At 61.2% G+C, this 19,399-nt stretch carries 21 protein-coding genes and 1 tRNA gene; 7 read left to right on the forward strand and 15 right to left on the reverse strand.

Annotated elements, in window-relative coordinates:
- Positions 1-33: 33 nt before the first annotated feature.
- Both rsmD and LQ220_RS06470 read right to left on the reverse strand, forming a co-directional pair.
- Positions 34-576 carry a 16S rRNA (guanine(966)-N(2))-methyltransferase RsmD gene (rsmD, locus tag LQ220_RS06465; protein WP_230187479.1) on the reverse strand — a complete coding sequence of 181 codons (543 nt, stop codon included), beginning with the start codon at positions 574-576 and terminating at the stop codon, positions 34-36.
- Complete coding sequence (locus tag LQ220_RS06470; protein ID WP_230187480.1) at positions 573-1,367, reverse strand: pseudouridine synthase; 795 nt, start codon at positions 1,365-1,367, stop codon at positions 573-575. The genes rsmD and LQ220_RS06470 overlap by 4 nt, the downstream gene beginning before the upstream one ends.
- Before the next feature lie 236 nt (positions 1,368-1,603).
- Here LQ220_RS06470 and LQ220_RS06475 point away from each other — a divergent pair, with 236 nt between their 5' ends.
- Together LQ220_RS06475 and LQ220_RS06480 are read left to right on the forward strand one after the other, a co-directional pair.
- On the forward strand, positions 1,604-2,065 hold the full coding sequence (locus LQ220_RS06475; RefSeq protein ID WP_230187481.1) for a response regulator: 462 nt from the start codon (positions 1,604-1,606) through the stop codon (positions 2,063-2,065).
- A gap of 62 nt (positions 2,066-2,127) precedes the next feature.
- Complete coding sequence (locus tag LQ220_RS06480) at positions 2,128-3,465, forward strand: MFS transporter (RefSeq protein ID WP_230187482.1); 1,338 nt, start codon at positions 2,128-2,130, stop codon at positions 3,463-3,465.
- Here LQ220_RS06480 and LQ220_RS06485 read toward each other — a convergent pair.
- The 9 genes from LQ220_RS06485 to purB form a co-directional block, all read right to left on the reverse strand.
- The gene (locus LQ220_RS06485; protein WP_309298556.1) at positions 3,450-3,920 is read right to left on the reverse strand and encodes a DUF6628 family protein; all 471 of its coding nucleotides are present in this window, start codon (positions 3,918-3,920) and stop codon (positions 3,450-3,452) included. The two genes, LQ220_RS06480 and LQ220_RS06485, sit on opposite strands and share 16 nt — an antisense overlap.
- An 81-nt stretch (positions 3,921-4,001) precedes the next feature.
- Positions 4,002-5,321: a folylpolyglutamate synthase/dihydrofolate synthase family protein gene (locus LQ220_RS06490; protein WP_230187483.1), complete on the reverse strand. Its 1,320-nt coding sequence runs from the start codon at positions 5,319-5,321 to the stop codon at positions 4,002-4,004.
- A gap of 40 nt (positions 5,322-5,361) precedes the next feature.
- A complete protein-coding gene (gene accD, locus LQ220_RS06495) occupies positions 5,362-6,213 on the reverse strand; it encodes an acetyl-CoA carboxylase, carboxyltransferase subunit beta (RefSeq protein WP_230187484.1) in 852 nt (283 codons plus the stop codon).
- Positions 6,210-7,022: a tryptophan synthase subunit alpha gene (trpA, locus tag LQ220_RS06500; protein ID WP_230187485.1), complete on the reverse strand. Its 813-nt coding sequence runs from the start codon at positions 7,020-7,022 to the stop codon at positions 6,210-6,212. The genes accD and trpA overlap by 4 nt, the downstream gene beginning before the upstream one ends.
- 1 nt (position 7,023) lies before the next feature.
- A complete protein-coding gene (trpB, locus tag LQ220_RS06505) occupies positions 7,024-8,268 on the reverse strand; it encodes a tryptophan synthase subunit beta (RefSeq protein ID WP_230187486.1) in 1,245 nt (414 codons plus the stop codon).
- The gene (locus LQ220_RS06510) at positions 8,265-8,906 is read right to left on the reverse strand and encodes a phosphoribosylanthranilate isomerase (RefSeq protein WP_230187487.1); all 642 of its coding nucleotides are present in this window, start codon (positions 8,904-8,906) and stop codon (positions 8,265-8,267) included. The genes trpB and LQ220_RS06510 overlap by 4 nt, the downstream gene beginning before the upstream one ends.
- Before the next feature lie 76 nt (positions 8,907-8,982).
- Positions 8,983-9,657: an orotidine-5'-phosphate decarboxylase gene (gene pyrF, locus LQ220_RS06515; protein ID WP_230187488.1), complete on the reverse strand. Its 675-nt coding sequence runs from the start codon at positions 9,655-9,657 to the stop codon at positions 8,983-8,985.
- On the reverse strand, positions 9,654-9,971 hold the full coding sequence (locus tag LQ220_RS06520) for a hypothetical protein (RefSeq protein WP_230187489.1): 318 nt from the start codon (positions 9,969-9,971) through the stop codon (positions 9,654-9,656). Before LQ220_RS06520 ends, pyrF begins: the two co-directional genes overlap by 4 nt.
- 75 nt (positions 9,972-10,046) lie before the next feature.
- Entirely contained in the window at positions 10,047-11,363 is a 1,317-nt protein-coding gene (gene purB / locus LQ220_RS06525) for an adenylosuccinate lyase (protein ID WP_230187490.1), read from the reverse strand.
- A 261-nt stretch (positions 11,364-11,624) separates the two neighbouring features.
- Between purB and LQ220_RS06530 the strand changes: the two genes are divergently transcribed.
- Positions 11,625-12,092 (forward strand): EF-hand domain-containing protein, encoded by a 468-nt coding sequence (locus LQ220_RS06530; protein ID WP_230187491.1) that lies wholly within the window; start codon positions 11,625-11,627, stop codon positions 12,090-12,092.
- Positions 12,093-12,185: 93 nt separating this feature from the next.
- Here LQ220_RS06530 and parE read toward each other — a convergent pair whose 3' ends face one another.
- The gene (parE, locus tag LQ220_RS06535) at positions 12,186-14,165 is read right to left on the reverse strand and encodes a DNA topoisomerase IV subunit B (RefSeq protein ID WP_230187492.1); all 1,980 of its coding nucleotides are present in this window, start codon (positions 14,163-14,165) and stop codon (positions 12,186-12,188) included.
- A gap of 183 nt (positions 14,166-14,348) precedes the next feature.
- Between parE and LQ220_RS06540 the strand changes: the two genes are divergently transcribed.
- On the forward strand, positions 14,349-15,209 hold the full coding sequence (locus LQ220_RS06540; RefSeq protein ID WP_230187493.1) for an outer membrane beta-barrel protein: 861 nt from the start codon (positions 14,349-14,351) through the stop codon (positions 15,207-15,209).
- A 114-nt stretch (positions 15,210-15,323) separates the two neighbouring features.
- On the opposite strand, the gene LQ220_RS06545 is transcribed toward LQ220_RS06540, so the two are convergent.
- Positions 15,324-15,995 carry a GcrA family cell cycle regulator gene (locus tag LQ220_RS06545; protein WP_230187494.1) on the reverse strand — a complete coding sequence of 224 codons (672 nt, stop codon included), beginning with the start codon at positions 15,993-15,995 and terminating at the stop codon, positions 15,324-15,326.
- 116 nt (positions 15,996-16,111) lie between these two features.
- Here LQ220_RS06545 and LQ220_RS06550 point away from each other — a divergent pair, with 116 nt between their 5' ends.
- Positions 16,112-16,975, forward strand: a complete 864-nt coding sequence (locus tag LQ220_RS06550) for an ABC transporter permease (protein ID WP_230187495.1) — start codon at positions 16,112-16,114, stop codon at positions 16,973-16,975.
- 16 nt (positions 16,976-16,991) lie between these two features.
- Here LQ220_RS06550 and hspQ read toward each other — a convergent pair whose 3' ends face one another.
- Positions 16,992-17,366 carry a heat shock protein HspQ gene (gene hspQ, locus LQ220_RS06555; RefSeq protein WP_230187496.1) on the reverse strand — a complete coding sequence of 125 codons (375 nt, stop codon included), beginning with the start codon at positions 17,364-17,366 and terminating at the stop codon, positions 16,992-16,994.
- 146 nt (positions 17,367-17,512) lie between these two features.
- On the opposite strand from hspQ, the gene LQ220_RS06560 reads away from it, so the two are divergent.
- Positions 17,513-17,602, forward strand: a tRNA-Ser gene (locus LQ220_RS06560).
- 176 nt (positions 17,603-17,778) lie between these two features.
- Here the strand turns inward: LQ220_RS06560 and LQ220_RS06565 are convergent.
- Complete coding sequence (locus LQ220_RS06565; RefSeq protein ID WP_230187497.1) at positions 17,779-18,594, reverse strand: aminotransferase class IV family protein; 816 nt, start codon at positions 18,592-18,594, stop codon at positions 17,779-17,781.
- A 79-nt stretch (positions 18,595-18,673) separates the two neighbouring features.
- On the opposite strand from LQ220_RS06565, the gene LQ220_RS06570 reads away from it, so the two are divergent.
- Positions 18,674-19,051 carry a MerR family transcriptional regulator gene (locus LQ220_RS06570; protein ID WP_230187498.1) on the forward strand — a complete coding sequence of 126 codons (378 nt, stop codon included), beginning with the start codon at positions 18,674-18,676 and terminating at the stop codon, positions 19,049-19,051.
- The last annotated feature ends 348 nt before the right edge of the window (positions 19,052-19,399 follow it).

A 19,399-nucleotide genomic window follows, 5' to 3' on the forward strand; every position in this document is an offset into this window, starting at 1 on the left:
GTCGGATCGTTGATCCGGCCTTTTCTTTTTGCGTCAGGCGCCGGTCATCCTAAGTAGATGGATGCGGGCTTTGCCGATGTCGCGGACAGTTTCCGCTTCGAAGCCCTTTACGTCAATCGTTTCGCGCTTGTCGGTTTCGATGCTGACCCAGGTCGCGGGACCGATCCAGCCGAGGCGCGATAATTTGTCGAGGGCCACGGCACCGGCACCGGTGCCGTAGGGTGGGTCCATCAGAATGAGGTCGAGCGGCACAGGCGCGCTGCCCAAGGCCAGCGCCGATGTCTGGCGGACGTCCGCGCGCAGCCCCAGCTTTTCTGCATTGGCCCGCAGGGCATCTACGGCTGGCTTGTCATGTTCGACGAAGATGCAGCTTGCCGCGCCGCGCGACAGTGCTTCGAGGCCCAGCGCGCCCGATCCGGCGAAAAGATCCGCGACGCTTATGTCTTCGAAGCTGCCGAGGCGGCTTGTGAGCATCGAGAAGAGGGCTTCGCGCGTGCGGTCGGCGGTGGGGCGAGTCACTTCGCCTTTGGGCGCGACCAGCGGACGGCCACGCCATTGCCCGGCAATGATCCTCATTTCTTGAGCGTCTTTCGAAACTGCGCCAGATCATGCTGGCGCACTTCGAACACTTCGCCGACGGGCAGGTCGGTCAGTTCGAAAACGCCATAGCGCGTACGTATGAGGCGGTTCACTTCGACGCCGAGATATTCCAGAACGCGGCGCACTTCGCGGTTTTTGCCTTCGGTCAGCGTCATTTCGATCCACTGGTTCGTGCCGGTGCGGCGTTCCAGATTGGCGTCGATGCGACCGTAGCGGACGCCTTCGATTTCGACGCCCATCGCCAGATCTTCAAGCTGTGCCTGACTGACCGTGCCGTGCGCACGGGCGCGGTAGCTGCGCTCTACGCCGGTGGAAGGCAGTTCCATCTGCCGCTTGAACTCGCCATCGGTGGTGAGGAGGAGCAGTCCTTCGGTGTTCATGTCGAGGCGACCGATGGGCATGACACGCGGCAGACCGGCGGGCAGCCGGTCGTAGATGGTCTTGCGCCCCTTCGGGTCGCGCTCGGTCGTCAGGAAGCCCGCTGGTTTGTGGAAGAGGAAGAGGCGGGTCGGTTCTGGCGCGTCGATGAACTTGCCGTCGACAGTCACGCCTTGCAGGTTGGCGAGCAACGTTGCCGGGGTCGTCAGCACTGTGCCGTTGAGGGAGACGCGGCCTTCCTCTATCATCCGCTCGATCTCGCGGCGCGAGGCGACGCCGGCGCGGGCAAGCAACTTGGCGATCCGTTGCGGCTCATCGCTTCCTGCGCTGGCGGCCTGCGCGCGGGCGGGGTGCGGATTGGCCGCAGTCGGGGTCTTGCGCGCGCCCACGACGGGACGTCGCGTGGCGCGAGCAGGGCCGGGAGTTGCGAAGGGTTTCTTGGGCGGGCGCAGACTAAATTTCCTCTTACCGGCTGACCGGCGTACAAATTGGATAAACAGTGCCAGTATGCTGGCAGATTAATAGGGTGTAGCGGGTCCGGCAGGCAACTTGCGGATGATGCCGGGCGTTATACCACACGCGCTAATGCTGCGCGCGTGATGACGGAAATGGGGCGGGACGGCAAATGTTTTTCGGGAAGGGCGTCTCTGGGAGTGCGCGACAGGCAATCCATCGCATATTGGTGGTGGAGGATGAGCCGCTGGTTGCCTTCGATAATGAGAATTTTCTGGTGCATGCCGGATATACCGTGGTGGGGACGGTCGACAGCTATGAGGCGGCCTTTGCGCATATGGAAAGCGACGCCATCGATCTGGTTATTGCTGACGTAAATCTGTCCGGTGACCGCAATGGAGTGGAGGTTGCCGCAGTGGCCGGCGAGCGTGATATTCCGGTGCTGTTCGTGACGGGGGCTTGTCCCGGCGAGGCGCGGCATCTGGCTTATGGGTGCCTTGCCAAACCCTATTCCCAGAAGGACCTGTTGGCGGCGATCAAGGTTGTCGATGCCCTTATCCGCGGGAAACGGCCGCCGCGATCTCCGGGTGGATTGAGCCTGTTCCGGGGCGTCGGGGATAATCCTCCGCAATAGGGGGTGGTGCGCCGTCTATTTTTGGCTAGGGTTCGCGCAATGAGACGGGGACCGCAGCGACCATGACAGTGACGACCGAGACGACAGGCTGGCGCAGGAATGTGCCGGAAATGGTGCGGCCTTATACGCAGCCTGCGCCTGTGGCGGCTTTCTTTCTGGGTGTGTCTTCTGGCTTTCCCTATGCGATGATCGGCGCGACGCTGACGACGCGGCTGGCGCAGGACGGGATCGACAAGAAAGCGGTGACCGCGTTCACGCTGGCGTTTCTGGTCTATAATCTCAAATGGCTTTGGGCCTGGGTGGTTGACGGTGTTCGGTTGCCGCTGATCGGGCATATGGGCAAGCGCGTGTCGTGGTTGTTGCTGGCGGGCGTGCTGGTGATGGCGGCGGTCGCCAATCTGGCGCTGGTCGATCCGCGTGCGAGCCTGCTTGCGACGGCTTATGCCGCTGTGCTTGTCGGTGCGGCGGGTGCTACATTCGATATCGTGATCGATGCCTATCGCATCGAATTGCTCAAGCCCGAGGAACTGGGTGTCGGGTCCGGCATGACGCAATATGGCTGGCGCATCGGATCGGTCGCCGCTGGGGCATTGGCGCTGGTGCTTGCGTCGCGCATCGGGTGGGAAGGGGCGTATCTCGCCTGTGCGGTCTTTGCGCTTCCCGCCATGCTGACCGGGCTTATTATGGGTGAGCCGGAGCGGCATCGCGATCCTACGGCCAAGCGCGCGGTGGGTGAGTTGTGGCAGTCTATCGCAGGCCCGCTGGTGGAGTTTTTTCAGCGGAAAGGCGCGTTTCTGGTCCTGCTGTTCATCTTGTTGCACAAGATTGGCGACACGCTCGCCAATCTGACGTTTCGTTTGTTGTTCGACGATCTGGGCTACAGCAATGACGAGATCGCCATTTACGATGTGGGGATCGGTTTCTGGGCGTATCTGATCGGCATTTTCGTGGGCGGCATCCTCTATGCGCGGATGGGGATGAAGCGGTCAGTGCTGGTCAGTTTGATCCTGATGGGCGTGTCCAATTTCAGCTTTGCGGCGCTTGCGTCTGCGGGGCACAGCAATTGGGGCATGGCCGGGGCCATCGGCTTTGAGAATTTCGCGAGCGGCATTGGGGGCGTGACGGTGATCGCTTACTTCTCCGCCTTGTGCGATCTGCGTTTTACGGCCGCGCAATATGCGTTGATCTCTGCGGCGGCGAGTATCGTTGGGCGCTTCCTGACGGGGACAAGCGCGGGGGCGTTGATTGAGCGGTTCGGCTATGTGGACTTTTATCTGCTGACTACGGCGCTGGCCGTGCCGGGGATATTGCTGTTCTGGCTGATGATGCGGGCGGGTCTGATCGATGCCAGCGTGGGGACGGCGGGCACCGTCGAGGCGCCCGATCAGCCTTCGGCATAGAGGTCTATCGGGCAGCCCAGGTCTGCATAGCTTTGTGCGACAGCCTGCGCGCATGTCAGGGCGCCCAATACAGCGGTTTCCATAAACAGCGTCGACAAGTCTTCAAAGGCCTTTGCAGGATCGTTGCGGGAGGTCGTCATCGCGCGGATCATGCGGGCTTCGTCGCCGGTCATGCGATGGCAGCAGCACGGCGCGACCAGAATCTTGCGGTTAGACACGCGTGAGAATTCCAGCATCATCGCGCGCATCAGGATCAGCGGGCGGCGATAGCTCTTGCCGAAATTGCCCAGCAGCGCGTTTGCGGCGTGCGCATCGTTGACGCCTGCCGACGCCATGCGGCGCATCGCGAAAAGGAAAAGCCGACTGCCGCTGGTATGCGGCATGGGCCTGTCTGCTATGGCCGGGGCGGACGATGGCGTGGATAGCGAAGCGGGGCGCGAGGGAATCTGGGACATGATCGGGGGTCTCCTGTAGCGGCAGCACCCACGATATAGATTAGCTATTGCGAGTCAATCGCAATAATGAGAGGCGGTGGATTAGTCCGGTAGTTGGTTGTTTCGCCGGAGTACATCGCCCGCCAGATAGAGCGAACCTGCGATCAGTATGGACGCCGGTTTTCCTTCCGCCGCTATGACAGCGACGGCCTCTGCAGCGTTGCTATGGGGGGTGCAGCCGATGTCCCATTGTCCAGCGATGGCTTCGAAACGGTCCGCGCCGTGATGTTCATGGCCGGGAACGGGAAGGGCGTGGATATGCGCCACCTTGCCCTTTAGCGGCGCGATAAAGGCGTCCACATCCTTGTTCGAGAGCATGCCGATGATGAGGTGCAAGCCCCCGTCAGGCAGATTGGGCCCGCTGAAAAACGCGCCGAGCATTTCGCCGGCGTCGGCATTATGCCCCCCGTCCAGCCAGACCGAGCTGCCGGTGGGGAGCGGTGCGACGAGCGGGCCGCCGTCCAAACGCTGCAACCGGGCGGGCCATTGCGCCCATAAGGGTGCGGCTTTTAGGGCCGACTCGCTAATCGGAACGGCATGCTGATGGCGCAGCATGGCAATTGCGAGCGCGGCATTCATGGGTTGATGCGGGCCGGGGAGGCGGGGCAGCGGCAGGTCCAGTTTTCCGAGCGCGTCGCGATAATGCAAGCGCTCGCGATAAACCGCCGCATCCCAGTCCGATCCCATGGGTAGCCATGGAGCCTGAATGGCGTTGGCCACGCCTGCGATGATGGGTTCTATCGATGAGGCATAGCGCGCCGTCACCAGCGGGACATCCGCTTTGGCGATGCCTGCCTTTTCCGCTGCAATTTCCGCGAGGCTGTTTCCGAGGAAAGCCTGATGATCGATGCCGAGTTGCGCGATGCCGCACACGGTGGGCGTTGTCAGGACATTGGTCGCGTCCAACCGCCCGCCCAATCCGACCTCTATGATGCAGGCGTCGGCAGGGTGCCGTGCAAAGGCCATGAACGCCACGGCGGTAGTCACTTCGAAAAAACTGGCGCCGATGTCCGCCGATCGGTCGAGCACATATTCCAGATATTCGGCCAGCATCGCGTCGGTGATGAGTGTGCCGTTTATGCGGATGCGTTCGTTGAAGCGGACGAGGTGCGGCGACGTGAAGACATGGACGCTCTTGCCATCCGCCTCCAGCGCGGCGCGCAGGAAAGCGCAGGTCGAGCCTTTGCCATTTGTGCCAGCGACATGGAAGATCGGCGGCAAGGACAGGTGCGGGTCGCCAAGGCGCGCCAGGATCTGCGTGATGCGTTCGAGGCCAAGGATGTCGGCACCGGGCGACAATGACCACAGGCGATCAAGCTGAGCCTGTACGGCGGGATCGGTGGAGGTCGCGTTATCGGGCATTAGGCCTCACGAGCCTCTCAAGGGAGGAGAAATATAAGAACTAGGCTGCTTCTTTAGCTGTCAGATAGCCGACCACCTGGGCAAGCGTCGCCTTCAGATCGCGGCGGTGCACGACCATGTCGATCATGCCGTGATCGAGCAGATATTCGGCGCGTTGGAAGCCCTCTGGCAGTTTTTCGCGAATGGTGTTTTCGATCACGCGCTGTCCGGCAAAGCCGATGAGGGCATTGGGTTCGGCAATCTGTACGTCGCCCAGCATCGCATAGCTGGCGGTCACGCCACCCGTGGTCGGATCGGTCAGCACGACGATATAAGGAAGGCCCGCCGCGTGGAGTTTCTGGATCGCGGCCGTAGCGCGCGGCATCTGCATGAGGGAAAGAATACCCTCCTGCATCCGCGCGCCGCCTGCTGCGGTGAAGATGATGTAGGGCGCGCGATGGGCAATGGCTTCCTCGACGCCCTGAACGAAAGCTGCGCCCACACCCATGCCCATGGAACCGCCCATATAGGCGAAATCCTGTATGCCCAGTACGACAGTGCTGCCGTCGATGGCGCCCCGTGCGTTGATCAGCGCGTCGGTTTCACCCGTTGCGGTGCGCGCCGCCTTGATGCGGTCGACATATTTCTTAGAATCGCGGAATTTCAGCGGATCTTCGCGGACGGTCGGCGTGGAAAGCACGACAAAACCAGCATCGAGCAACTGATTGAAGCGCGCTTTTGGACCGATGCGGCCATGATGATCGCATTTGGGGCAGACCGACAGATTCTCTTCCCACTCCCGCGTGAAGATCATCTGACCGCAATTGCCGCACTTATGCCAGAGCGTGTCGGTGTTTTCATTCTTCTTCGCGATGAAGGGAATGACGTTGCGAACGCGGTTGATCCAGCTCATGTGACAGGCTCTTTGACGGTAAGGGCTGCGCGGAGGGAGGCGACATAGTCTGTGACGTAGGCCGCAGACTGATTGCCATGGGTTCCCACGATGTCGATGATCGCCGAACCCACGACCACACCATCGGCCACCCGACCGATGGCAGCGGCCTGCTCCGGCGTGCGGATGCCGAAACCTACGGCGATTGGGATATCGGTGGCAGCCTTGAGCTTGCCGACCGCATTTTCGATGCTGGCCTGCTGCGCTTGTTGCTTGCCGGTTATGCCTGCGACCGACACATAATAGAGGAAGCCGCTGGCGCCATTGAGAACCGTAGGCAAGCGCGCATCATCCGTGGTCGGCGTCGCGAGGCGCACGAGATGCAGTCCGGCGTTGCGGAGCGCGGGGCCAAGTTCGCCGTCTTCTTCGGGCGGGATATCCACGCAGATGACGCCATCGACACCGGCGTTGCGCGCTGCGGTCGCGAACCACTCGCCACCGCGCCGGACCATCGGGTTGGCATATCCCATCAGGATCAGCGGCGTTTCAGGGTGACGCTGACGGAAGGCCGTGGCGATTGCAAGGATGTCGGCTGTCTTCGTGCCTGCGCCGAGGCTGCGCAAATTGGCAAGCTGGATGGCTTGGCCGTCGGCCATCGGGTCGGTGAAGGGCATGCCCAGTTCGATAATGTCAGCGCCGCCCGCGACGAGCGCGTCGAGGATCGCCGCGGTATCGCCCGGTGTCGGATCGCCGGCGGTAACGAAGGTGATGAGCGCAGCGCGCCCTTCCGCACGGCATTTGGCGAAGCGGGTGGAGAGACGGTCGTTCATGTCAGATATCCACGCCGAGTGCTTCGGCCACGGTGAAGATGTCCTTGTCCCCGCGACCGCACAGATTGGCGATGATGATCTGGTCACGATCCATTTCACGGGCCTTGCGGGCGACAGCGGCGATGGCATGGCTGGGTTCGAGAGCGGGGATGATCCCTTCGGTACGGCAGAGAAGCTGGAATCCCTCCAGCGCTTCCTTGTCGGTCACCGATTCATATTGCACGCGGCCGATATCCTTCAGCCAGCTATGCTCCGGGCCGATGCCGGGATAATCGAGACCGGCGGAAATGCTGTGTGCTTCGGCGATCTGGCCGTCTTCGTCCTGTAGCAGAAACGTCTTGTTGCCGTGGAGGATGCCGGGGGTACCGCCTGCAAGGCTGGCAGCATGTTCGCCGCTTTCGATGCCGTGACCTGCCGCTTCGATACCCAGCATGGCGACATCGGGATCGTCGAGGAAGGGATGGAAGAGGCCGATGGCGTTGGAGCCGCCGCCGATGGCTGCGATCAGCAGGTCGGGCAGCCGTCCGGCCAGTTCCTGAATCTGTTCGCGGGCTTCACGGCCAATGACCGATTGAAATTCGCGGACGAGTTCGGGGTAGGGATGTGGACCCGCTGCCGTGCCGATGATGTAGAAGGTGTCGTGAACGTTGGCGACCCAATCGCGGAGCGCTTCATTCATGGCGTCCTTGAGCGTGCGCGCGCCGCTCTGCACCGCTACGACCTCGGCGCCGAGCAGCTTCATGCGGAAGACATTGGGCTGCTGCCGTTCGATATCGCGGGCGCCCATGTAGATGACGCAGGGCAAGCCGAAGCGTGCTGCGACGGTCGCGGTGGCCACGCCATGCTGGCCTGCGCCGGTTTCCGCGATGATCCGCGTCTTGCCCATGCGCTTGGCGAGCAGGATCTGGCCGATGCAGTTGTTGATCTTGTGCGCGCCGGTGTGGTTCAGCTCGTCGCGCTTGAACCAGACTTGTGCGCCCTTGCCCTCCGGTGCACTTTCTCGCAGCGTTTCGGTCAGGCGTTCGGCGTAATAAAGCGGGCTGGGGCGGCCCACATAATGCTTCATCAGCCAGTCGAATTCCTCATGGAATTTCGGATCGGCCATCGCCGCGCGATAATGGCGGTCGAGGTCGAGGACGAGCGGCATCAGCGTTTCGGCGACATAGCGTCCACCGAATTGGCCGAAATGACCATTCTCGTCGGGTTGTGCGCGGAAGCTGTTGGCGAGGGGTGCGTGCTGGGTCATGATCGGGAAACCGCTTTGCAGAAGGCAGCGATCTTGTCCACATCCTTGATGCCTGGCGAACTTTCTACGCCGGAGGATACGTCCACAAGAGGGGTGCGGGTGACGGTGACTGCTTCGGCCACATTGTCGGGGTCGAGGCCGCCTGACAGGCCCCAGGGGAGCGGCGAGTTGAAGCCGACGAGCAGCGTCCAGTCGAATCGCAGGCCCATGCCGCCGGGAAGCGATGCACCATCCGGGGTTTTTGCGTCGTAGAGGAGGAAATCGGCGGCGCCCGTATAAGCGCGGCCTTGGTCGAGGTCGGCGCGGGTTTTGACGGAAATAGCTTTCCACAGGGGCAGGCCGAAGCGCGCGCGGATCGCGGCGGTTCTTTCGGGGCTTTCGTGGCCGTGAAGCTGGATAGCGGTGACGCCTGCCTGCTTGGCTTGGGTGATGGTGTCGTCGTCCGGATCGACCATGACGCCTACACTAACGACATGCGGGGGGACGCGCGCCGTGAGACCGGCGGCGCGGTCGAAATCGATGTGGCGGGGGCTTTTGGGGAAAAAGACGAAGCCGACATGGCTGGCCCCGGCTTTCAGGGCCGCATCGAGCGTTTCCGGCGTGGAAAGGCCGCAGATTTTGGTGGCGATTCGGGACATGGCGCGGGTTTAGACGGGTTAGCGCATCATACCAACTGGAGATGGATTTCCACCTTCGTGGGCATCACGGATGATATCAGAGCGTTGCTTCGATCTCGCGAGCGGCCAGATCGGGGTCCTGCGCCATGGTGATCGGGCGGCCCACGACCAACATGGATGCGCCGCGATCCAGTGCCTGTCGGGGCGTAACGGCGCGCTTTTGGTCGCCCATCGCGCCGCCAGCGGGGCGGACGCCGGGGACGACGAAATAGCCATCGTGCCATGCGCGCTTTGCGATGGCGACCTCTGCACCGGAACAGACGATGCCGTCGCAGCCTGCACTTTTGGCGAGTTCCGCCAGCCGCGCGACCTGATCCTCTGCGCGGGCACTGACGCCGATATCATTGAGGTCGCTATCGTCGAGGCTGGTGAGGACAGTTACGGCGACGACCTTCGTGTTGAGGCCGGCGGCGGCTTTCGCATTCTCCAGCATCGCGCGGCCACCCGCGGCATGGACGGTGATGACGGCCGGTTCCAGAACGTGAAGCGCCTGCACTGCCTTCGCGACGGTGTTGGGAATGTCATGCAGTTTAAGGTCGAGGAAGATGGGCAGGCCGATCTTCGCCATTTCGTGCACACCATGATGACCGTTGGCGCAGAAAAATTCGAGACCCAGCTTCAGTCCGCCGACATGGCGCCGCACTTTGGTCGCCAAGGCCTGCGCCTTGAGCAGGTCGGGCGTGTCGAGTGCTATGTAGATCGGGCTGGTCATGATGCGTTCGGTACTATGGTAATGTCTTCGGGCGGAAGCATGGGGGCAGGGGGCGGGGGCGGTACGGCTGTAGCGTTGGCTAGTGCCTTTTCCATCGATTCCAACCGTTTACGCATGCTCCATCGCGTAGCGCGCAAGGCGATCCACAAGGGCACCGCGCCCAGCAGGAACGCGGCCATCATCAGGATCGGCAGCTTGATATCCGCGACCAGATCGCCCCAGAGTTTTACGGGAACCGACGCCCAGTTCGCCTTGCAGAACAAGGCAATAGCGACGGCGATCACCACCCAGAACGCGGTTTTCAGAAACTGCATCGGAAGCCCTCTTGCTGTTGCTCGATGCAGTCTAGGGGATTTCGCATGGTCGTTCCAGCCCTACCGCCGCAGCGGTCAGGCTTGCCCGAAGACGCGGGTGAAGATCGTGTCGACCTGCTTGAAGTGATAATCGAGATTGAACTTGTCTTCGATCTCCTGCGCGGACAGCGCAGCGGCAACATCGGCGTCGGCCTTGAGCAATTCGAGCAGCGAAAGCGCGCCGTCCGATTCCCAGACCTTCATGGCGTTGCGCTGGACATAGCGATAGCTGTCCTCCCGGCTCACTCCGGCCTGCGTCAGTGCCAACAGCACGCGCTGCGAGTGAACGAGGCCGCCCATCTTGTCGAGATTCTTCATCATCCGCTCAGGGTAGACGAGCAGCTTGTCGATGACTCCGGTCAAGCGACCCAGCGCGAAATCGAGGGTGATCGTGGCATCGGGGGCGATGTAGCGTTCGACCGAGGAGTGGCTGATATCGCGCTCATGCCAGAGCGCGACGTTCTCCATAGCGGGCAGAGCGTAGGCGCGGACCATGCGCGCGAGGCCGGTCAGGTTTTCGGTCAGCACGGGGTTGCGCTTGTGCGGCATGGCCGAGGAGCCTTTCTGGCCGGGCGAGAAATATTCTTCTGCTTCCAGAACTTCGGTGCGCTGAAGATGGCGCACTTCGATCGAAAGGCGTTCGATGGAAGACGCAACCACGCCCAGCACAGCAAAGAACATGGCGTGCCGGTCGCGGGGTATGACCTGCGTAGAGACGGGTTCGACGGCGAGGCCGAGCTTCGCGGCAACATGCTCTTCGACCTTGGGATCGATATTGGCGAAGGTGCCGACCGCGCCGGAGATCGCGCAGGTGGCAATTTCCTCGCGTGCGGCGACGAGGCGCGCGCGGCAGCGGGAAAATTCGGCATAGGCTTCGGCCATCTTGAGGCCGAAAGTAACGGGTTCGGCATGGATGCCATGGCTGCGGCCGATGGTGGGCGTCAGCTTATGTTCGAAGGCGCGGCGCTTGATGACGGCCAGCAGGGCGTCGATGTCCGCGATCAATATGTCGCTGGCGCGGGCAAGCTGTACCGCCAGACAGGTGTCGAGTACGTCGCTGGAGGTCATGCCCTGATGCATGAAGCGCGCTTCGTCGCCCACATTTTCCGCCACCCAGGTGAGGAAGGCGATGACGTCGTGCTTGGTCACGGCTTCGATCGCGTCGATGGCCGCAACGTCGATGGTCGGGTTGGTCGCCCACCAGTCCCACAGCGCCTTGGCCGCCGATTGGGGCACTACGCCCAGATCGGCCAAAGCCTCCGTCGCATGCGCCTCAATCTCAAACCATATGCGGAAACGGCTTTCCGGTTCCCAGATGGCAGTCATTTCGGGGCGGGCATAACGCGGGATCATTGGCGAATCCTGTCTGGAGAGGTCGCGTGCCGCCTAGCAGGCGTGAACAGGAGGGGCAATCTGTGAGGTTTAGATCACGGCTCGTCCCACTATGGGCGGGAGTCAGGGGCGAAACGCGTATTTCCGGCGATGGGTCGAAGTTCCATTGCAACCGGAAGTGGAACGAAGGGATGCATCGCCCCGTTTATTCAGGGCAAGTCGGATGCTTAGACGGCGCCATCGCCGGAGCGTCCAGACCGCTTGAAAATTTGGAGAGACGACATGATCCGTACCCTTCTTTGCTCGACGGCACTGCTGATTCCAGCGCCTGCCATGGCTCAGACTGCAACCCCTGCGCAGCAGCCAATGCCAGCCGCTCCTGCCGCGCCAGCGGCACCTATGCCTGCGGCACCGGCTCAGGCACAACCTGCACCTGCGCAAGACCCTGCGCAAACGACGACCGAAGCGCAGCCTGCTCAGCCTGCGGCTGGCGCAACCACAGTTGCGGCCATCGTGGACAGCGAGTTCCCGGCCTATGACGCCGACAAGTCCGGCCAGTTGGAAAAGGCAGAATTTTCCAAGTGGGTTGTTGCCCTGAAGGATCAGGAAATGAAATCTACGGGCAAGACGCTTCAACCTGCCGAAGTGACGGCTTGGGCAGACGGTGCGTTCGTGACGGCGGATGCCGACAAGAACGGTACGATTACCAAGGAGGAGCTGGTCAGCTATCTCAGCGGTGGCGCAGCCTGATCTGACGGTCGCGAAGGTGTCATGATAGCTGGCTGAAAAACTGGCGCATGGCGAAGAATGTGGGCGGTCTGGATATTCCGGGCCGCCCCTTTCTTATGCGTCGATGGCTTCCTCGTCGACGGCGGCAGCGTTTTCCTGAATGAAGGCAAACCGATGCGCGGGGTTGGTCCCCATCAGACGATCCACCAGATCGCGCACGCCCGCACGTTCCTCATAATCCTGAGGCAGCGTAATCCGGATCATACCCCGCGTCTTGGGGTCCATGGTCGTTTCGCGAAGCTGCATCGGATTCATTTCTCCCAGCCCTTTGAAGCGGCTGATTTCAACTTTCTTGTTCTTGAATTCTTTCTCCATCAATTCCAGCCGATGCACGTCATCGCGCGCGTAGAGGCTCTTTCCGCCGGACACGATGCGATACAGCGGCGGCTGGGCCAGATAAAGATGACCCCGGCGCACGAGTTCGGGCATTTCCTGGAAGAAAAACGTCATCAGCAAGGTCGCGATATGCGCGCCGTCCACATCGGCGTCGGTCATGATGACGATCCGGTCGTACCGGAGGTGGTCGGGGTTGCAATCCTTGCGGGTGCCGCATCCCAGTGCCTGAATAAGATCGGCGATTTCCTGATTGGCCAGAATCTTGGCGCTGGTCGCAGAGGCCACGTTGAGAATCTTGCCACGGATGGGCAGGATGGCCTGCGTCTTGCGGTCGCGCGCCTGTTTGGCGGAACCGCCGGCGCTGTCGCCTTCGACGATGAAGATTTCGGTGCCTTCGGGCGAATCCGCCGAACAGTCGGTCAGCTTGCCGGGCAGACGCAGCTTACGGGCGGAAGTCGCCGTCTTGCGCTTGACGTCCTTTTCCTGCTTGCGCCGCAGCCGCTCGTCCATGCGATCGAGCACATAAGCGAGGAGCGCCTTGCCGCGATCCATATGATCGGACAGAAAATGATCGAAGTGATCGCGCACGGCGTTCTCGACGAGGCGCGCGGCTTCGGGAGATGTCAGCCGGTCCTTGGTCTGGCTTTGAAACTGTGGATCGCGGATAAACACCGAAAGCATGACTTCGCAGCAGGACATGATGTCTTCTGCCTGGATGTCCTTGGCCTTTTTCTGCCCGACCAGATCGCCGAACGCCCGGATGCCCTTGACGATGGCCGTGCGCAGCCCTGCTTCATGCGTTCCCCCATCGGGGGTCGGGATAGTGTTGCAATACCAGCTATAGCTGCCGTCCGACCAGAGCGGCCAGGCAATGGCCCACTCAACGCGGCCGGCGGTGGCGGGGAAATCCTGATTGCCGGTAAAGAAGCTCGTCGTTGCACATTCGCGGTCGCCAATCTGTTCGCGCAGATGGTCCGACAAGCCGCCGGGGAATTGAAACGCAGCTTCGGCGGGCGTGTCGTCTGTGATGAGCGAAGGGTCGCATTTCCAGCGAATTTCGACCCCCGCGAAGAGATACGCCTTGGACCGTGCCAGCCGATGCAGGCGAGCAGGCTTGAATTTCATTTCGCCGAAAATTTCGGTGTCGGGAATGAAGCTGACGGCGGTGCCGCGGCGATTGGGTGCTGCGCCGATCTTTTCGAGCGGCCCCTGCGCCAGTCCTTGCGAGAAAGTTTGCCGGAACAGTTCCTTGTTGCGCGCGACCTCAACAACCGTTTCGACCGAAAGCGCGTTCACGACGCTGATGCCCACGCCATGCAGGCCGCCGGACGTCGCATAGGCCTTGTCACTGAATTTTCCGCCCGAATGGAGCGTGGTCAGGATGACTTCCAGCGCCGACTTGCCGGGAAATTTGGGATGCGGATCGACCGGGATGCCGCGTCCGTTGTCCGTGATCGTCAGCTTGTTGCCGGGTTCAAGCTGGATTTCGATGCGTGTCGCAAAGCCCGCCACGGCTTCGTCCATGGCGTTGTCGAGCACTTCGGACGCAAGATGGTGAAAGGCGCGTTCGTCGGTGCCGCCGATATACATGCCGGGTCGACGACGAACCGGCTCCAGTCCTTCGAGAACTTCGATTGCGGAAGCGTCGTAGCTGCCGGAGGGGGAAGGTGCGCCACCGGCGAAAAGGTCATCTGCCATGCTAAATCTATAGGGCGTGCGCCTTGGCCTAAGCAAGGGGCGGGATCAACTGGGTTCCAGCGGTCTGTTGCTGCGATGCAACAGTCTGCCCCGTTTATCGTAGGTTAATGAAACCAAGCATCAACGCCATTCGTATCTGTCGCGTTCCTACCCCCCAAAGGAACGCTGAAAAAGGACAGTTTTATGAAGACTTTGATGACCATTTCCCTTGGCGCACTTGCCATGGCTGCGGCCACGCCTGCCTTCGCGCAGTCGGACGATGCTGCGCGGAACTGGACTGGCCCGTATATCGGTGGGTCGCTGGGATTGGGCTGGCAGCCGAATTTCGACCGCGACACGCAGGAGACCCTGGCGTTCGATACCAATCTGGACGGCACCTATGGCGATACCGTGCGTACGGCCACCGGTGGCAACGCATTCTCACCGGGCTTTTGCCGCGGCGTCGCGGGCAACTCACTGCCGGTAAGCTGCGGTAGCGACAAGGACAAGCGTACTGCGTGGAAGGTCCACGCCGGTTACGACATGCAAATGGGGAACTTCCTGGTCGGTGCGGTCGTCGAAGGTGGCAAGAGCAACTTCAGCAACAGCGTGTCGGGTTACAGCACGACGCCCGCGAACTATGTGTTCACGCGCAAGCTGGACTGGGACGGCGCAGCGCGCCTTCGTGCAGGGTACATCCTGCCGACCAACACCTTGCTCTATGGCACGGGCGGTCTCGCCTATGGCAAGATCAAGAACAGCTTTACGACCACTAATGGCTTCAACAGCTTCACCGAAGAAAACCGTACCGACAAGGATTGGGGTTGGACAGCCGGTGGCGGCATCGAGCAGAAGGTTTCGCGGAACTTCTCGGTTGGCGTCCTCTACAAATATACCCGCTTTAACGACAGCGGCTACACCGTGAACGCGGGTCAAGGCACGCCGCCTTCGCTCACCAATCCGTTCGTGAACCCCACGCAGACTGCCGGTTCCACCGACATTCAGCGCACCAGCGATCGTTTTGAAAATCATAGCGTGCAGGCAACCGCCAGCTTCCGCTTCTGATCGTATAGCGGACATAGAGAAGGGCTGCCGGAAACGGTGCCCCTTCTCATGGCATCACGATCCCAAAAAAAAGACCGCCTCGTTTGGGGCGGTCTTTTTTTGCAGTTGGAGGTTTTAGCGAACGCGAGGCCCGCCGAACGGTAGGGGCGGAGGCGGACGGCGCGTGCCACGGGGAAGCTGTGCCTGATAGGCCCGACCGCAATGCTCGACGCAATAAGGGAAGCCTGGGTTCACCTTTTCACCGCAAAAGTGGAAATCCGGTTCACCCGGGTGACCCATTGGCCATTTGCAAATCCGCTCGGTCAAATCGAGCAAGGATGTCTTATCAGCGATCTCCGCGCTGGGCTTGGCCGGAACAAGGCGGCGGGGCGGGGCAGGCGGGATCGGTGCCTGCTGATCGCCGGGGCCTTGGCGCAAGAACCCGCCGGGGCCGACCGACACGATGCGGGGCGGCGGAGGCGGTGCAGGCGTGTCGTCCTCGATGCTTTCAACCGGTTCGGCTGCAACGGGCTTGACCGTCATGACAGGCGCCGGGGCAGGAGCCGCAGGTGCGGCCGCAACCGGTGCTTCGGCAGGCTTCACTTCAGGCTTCTTCACGACCGGCTTTTTGCGCGCAGCGTCGTTCGCCTTGACGGGCGAAGGCCGCGACTGCAGGCCAAGGCGATGTGCTTTCCCGATGACCGCATTACGGCTCACACCGCCGAGTTCCTCGGCGATCTGGCTTGCAGTCATACCTTTTTCCCACATCGCTTTAAGTTGGTCGATGCGCTCGTCGGTCCAGGACAATAGACACTCCTTGCTATAATATCGTGTTGGCCAACATATGGGGAGCGCGAGCGCTTCCTTCAATTCACCAAAACAGGCCTTGCGGCGTCAAGCCGCACCCGATAGGCGATCCAGCGATGAACAACCAGTCCCAAAATGGCGACTCCGTTGCCAATGCCCCCCTCATAACGTCATCAATCCGTGTCGAGCCGGGTATAACCGTCATTCGCAACGTCAATTGGCCGGGTACGAAAGCGCTGTATCTCAAAGAGGTGCGCCGCTTCATGAAGGTGCAGTTGCAGACGGTATGGGCGCCGTCGGTCACGACATTGCTGTATCTTGTGATCTTCACGGTGGCGCTGGGTGGCGGCAACCGCACCGTGCTGGGCGTGCCGTTCGCCGATTTCATTGCGCCGGGGCTTATCGTTATGGGAATGCTGAATGCGTCCTTCGCGAACAGCAGCTTTTCCCTGTTGGTCGGCAAGATTCAGGGAACGCTGATTGATTATTTGATGCCGCCTATTTCAACGGGGGAGCTCCTGTTCGCGCTGGTGGCATCGTCGGTTACGCGCGCCTGCATGCTGGGTTTCGCGGTGTGGCTGGCCATGGCACTATGGCCCGGCGTCCATGTCACGCCGGTGCATCTTTGGGCGATACTCTGGTTCGGGTTGCTCGGCGCCAGCCTGTTGGCTTTCATGGGCGTTATGACATCGATCTGGGCGGAAAAGTTCGACCATGCCGCCGCAGTCACCAATTTCCTTATCGCACCGCTGACTTTGCTGTCGGGCACATTCTATTCGATCGACCGCCTGTTGCCGGCTTTTCAGGTCATCAGCCACGCTAACCCGTTCTTCTATATCATCTCTGGCTTCCGCTATGGATTTCTGGCGGCGGCGGATACGGACATAGCGGTCGGGAGCGTCGTTCTGCTCGTGCTGAACGTCGTTTTCGGCGCAGCGACGTATCGGTTGTTGCGTACAGGTTGGAAACTTAAAGCCTGAGCCGCGCTGCTAAGCCTTAATGCCGGTGCACCGCGCGCAGGCTATATTTACCAGCAACGAAATCGCCGAAAATGCCTGAGATCGCCGGATGGTCGATGGGCTCTTGGCTGTCGTCCATAACGATATTCTGCTGGCTGACATACGCAACATAGCTCGCCTCGCCATTTTCGGCGAGAAGATGATAAAATGGCTGATCGCGATCCGGGCGGATGTCCTCAGGAATGGCATCATACCATTCCTCCGTGTTGGCGAACACCGGATCCACATCGAATATCACGCCGCGAAAACCGAACAGACGATGCTGGACGACATCGCCGATGCTGAAACGGGCATGCATGATCGGGGGTGCGTTGCGCGCTGCGCGGGCGCCAAGGGGAGTCGTGTTCTTCATATAGCCTATGTAGGGTCACCTTTCGGTCACACAAGAAAAATGGCAAAACCTGCTCTTGGCAAAGCGCTTTTCATTCGCTAATGCCCGCCCCTCGACCCGTTCCGGGGCAAGGGAACAGCATCGGCTGGTCCCTCCGGAAACCTCGCGGAGAGGTGGCAGAGTGGTCGAATGCACCGCACTCGAAATGCGGCGTGCCCGCGAGGGTACCCAGGGTTCGAATCCCTGCCTCTCCGCCATACACCGCCGATTGCGCCCTATGGCGCGATGTTGTGGGCGACGGAGACGCGAACGCCGCCGATCACCTCACGTGCTACATGTTCGAATACCGGCGTCAGCCGCCCGGAGAGTTCTTGCTCGTCAGCCGGCTAGCCTATCTCGCAAGCACATCAGTCGCAAGAAGAGGCCGGAGCTGTCAGATTTCGACTTCTGGCTCGCGCAGATACGCTGTGTGCAAGAGTTCCACGAACTGCGGAGCGGCTGGGATTGCGGTCCCTGCGATTGCATCGATCGAGACCCCCGGCGTCCAGTTCATCACCACGGCACCAGAGAACCCGCCGACCATATCGGGGGTAACCGCCAGCTCCCGTTGTGGCACGCCCAGCGTCTTGAGCTGGCGCTGCAGGATCCCCATGGTGATGCCGGTCAGCACCTCGGCAATCGGCCAGATGACCGCTGAGCCATCCAAGTACGCGACGTTCCAGATCGTCGCCTCGCTCAGGCACCCGTGCCGATCCAGAAAAATCGCGTCGTCAAAGCCGCGCTTCCTCGCATCGCGCAAATAATACGTCTTTGCAGTCTCTCCGGTGTGCTTGAAGCCTGGTAGCGCGCGCTCATGCTGGACCACGGCGAGCCTGAGTGGCCCCGCCGGTCCATTGGAGGCAGGCGCGGTGCGGACCAGGAGCGACAGATCGTTCGCTTCGGTTGCCGGCGTGAACTCACCGCTCTGCGTGAAGACCGTCACCGTCAATGATAGCGCATCACCGCCTGCTGCCGCGATAGCGCTGCGGAGCCGCAATCGCACAAGATCGTCCGGAATATCCGCATCAAACAGCGCCAGCGACGCGCGACGCAGGCGCTGCATGTGAAGGTCAAGGCCTCGGACCCGGCCCTTGCGCACCTGCATCGCCGTGAAGTGGGCAAAACCGGCAAAGGCAAGCGGCGTAAGATCAGCGACGGTCGCCAGATGGCCGTCAATCTGCGCCAAGGTCAGTCCATTGAGATCGGTCATTTCGTTGCTCCAGTGCGTATGTCCTCAAGGAGCTGAAGTGTGTAGAGTCTGACAGCGGTGTTAGAGTCAAGAGGCAACAATGAAGGTCGGTGATCTGGCACGACGGACGGGCGTCAGTATAAGGATGCTGCGCTACTACGAGGCTGAAGGGCTGCTCTCCCCGGCACGCAGGGACAGCGGCTATCGGGACTATGGCCCAGCGGACGCCGATATTGTCGAGCGCATCAAACTGTTGAACGCCGCTGGCCTGACGCTTCCGGTCATACGTGAACTGATGCCCTGCCTGCGCGAAGACCGCTCTGCCTTCGAGCCATGCGATGAGTTGCAAGGGGTTCTCCGCCAGGAGATGGACACCATGAATGCAAAAATCGAACGGTTGGTCCGCAGTCGGGACATGCTCATGGCATTCTATGAGAATCTCGAAAGGGACCGTCGTCATAACCAGATCGCGATCTGAACGCGTACTGGCCACTGCCCCTAGGGCGACGGCTCACCTCCTTCATCCGGGCCACTAACGTTGGCATGGGCCCAGTCACCCGAGGGGCCGGGCAGCTGCAGGCCCCGATTTCGTGACCAACTACACGAGCCAGTAAATGGTGCGCACTGGAAGAAATGCGACGTTAGAGTGTTATGGCGTAGACATAGTGCTCGTCATCATCGGGCACGGCCCGCCAATACTCTGTTTTCCTGCATCCACCGCAATTCACAAAAGGCCAGCTTTTCTGCGGTTTTGAGTGTGATTCGCGTCCGCTCCCATCCCCGCTCGTCCGCCGGTGACCGATTGGAAATGTGGGAAATGTGGGAG

It is taken from the genome of Sphingobium sp. CECT 9361 (assembly GCF_918741285.1).
Lineage (GTDB): Bacteria > Pseudomonadota > Alphaproteobacteria > Sphingomonadales > Sphingomonadaceae > Sphingobium.

Bases quoted from the DNA above. Each gene is read 5' to 3' on its own strand.
- hspQ (WP_230187496.1), bottom strand. From the start codon at position 17,366: ATGAAGAACACGACTCCCCTTGGCGCCCGCGCAGCGCGCAACGCACCC.
- trpA (WP_230187485.1), bottom strand. From the start codon at position 7,022: ATGAACGACCGTCTCTCCACCCGCTTCGCCAAATGCCGTGCGGAAGGG.
- accD (WP_230187484.1), bottom strand. From the start codon at position 6,213: ATGAGCTGGATCAACCGCGTTCGCAACGTCATTCCCTTCATCGCGAAG.
- LQ220_RS06540 (WP_230187493.1), top strand. From the start codon at position 14,349: ATGAAGACTTTGATGACCATTTCCCTTGGCGCACTTGCCATGGCTGCG.
- LQ220_RS06565 (WP_230187497.1), bottom strand. From the start codon at position 18,594: ATGACCGATCTCAATGGACTGACCTTGGCGCAGATTGACGGCCATCTG.
- LQ220_RS06490 (WP_230187483.1), bottom strand. From the start codon at position 5,321: ATGCCCGATAACGCGACCTCCACCGATCCCGCCGTACAGGCTCAGCTT.
- LQ220_RS06520 (WP_230187489.1), bottom strand. From the start codon at position 9,971: ATGCAGTTTCTGAAAACCGCGTTCTGGGTGGTGATCGCCGTCGCTATT.
- parE (WP_230187492.1), bottom strand. From the start codon at position 14,165: ATGGCAGATGACCTTTTCGCCGGTGGCGCACCTTCCCCCTCCGGCAGC.
- trpB (WP_230187486.1), bottom strand. From the start codon at position 8,268: ATGACCCAGCACGCACCCCTCGCCAACAGCTTCCGCGCACAACCCGAC.
- LQ220_RS06475 (WP_230187481.1), top strand. From the start codon at position 1,604: ATGTTTTTCGGGAAGGGCGTCTCTGGGAGTGCGCGACAGGCAATCCAT.
- LQ220_RS06480 (WP_230187482.1), top strand. From the start codon at position 2,128: ATGACAGTGACGACCGAGACGACAGGCTGGCGCAGGAATGTGCCGGAA.
- LQ220_RS06570 (WP_230187498.1), top strand. From the start codon at position 18,674: ATGAAGGTCGGTGATCTGGCACGACGGACGGGCGTCAGTATAAGGATG.
- LQ220_RS06550 (WP_230187495.1), top strand. From the start codon at position 16,112: ATGAACAACCAGTCCCAAAATGGCGACTCCGTTGCCAATGCCCCCCTC.
- purB (WP_230187490.1), bottom strand. From the start codon at position 11,363: ATGATCCCGCGTTATGCCCGCCCCGAAATGACTGCCATCTGGGAACCG.
- LQ220_RS06530 (WP_230187491.1), top strand. From the start codon at position 11,625: ATGATCCGTACCCTTCTTTGCTCGACGGCACTGCTGATTCCAGCGCCT.
- LQ220_RS06510 (WP_230187487.1), bottom strand. From the start codon at position 8,906: ATGTCCCGAATCGCCACCAAAATCTGCGGCCTTTCCACGCCGGAAACG.
- pyrF (WP_230187488.1), bottom strand. From the start codon at position 9,657: ATGACCAGCCCGATCTACATAGCACTCGACACGCCCGACCTGCTCAAG.
- rsmD (WP_230187479.1), bottom strand. From the start codon at position 576: ATGAGGATCATTGCCGGGCAATGGCGTGGCCGTCCGCTGGTCGCGCCC.
- LQ220_RS06485 (WP_309298556.1), bottom strand. From the start codon at position 3,920: ATGTCCCAGATTCCCTCGCGCCCCGCTTCGCTATCCACGCCATCGTCC.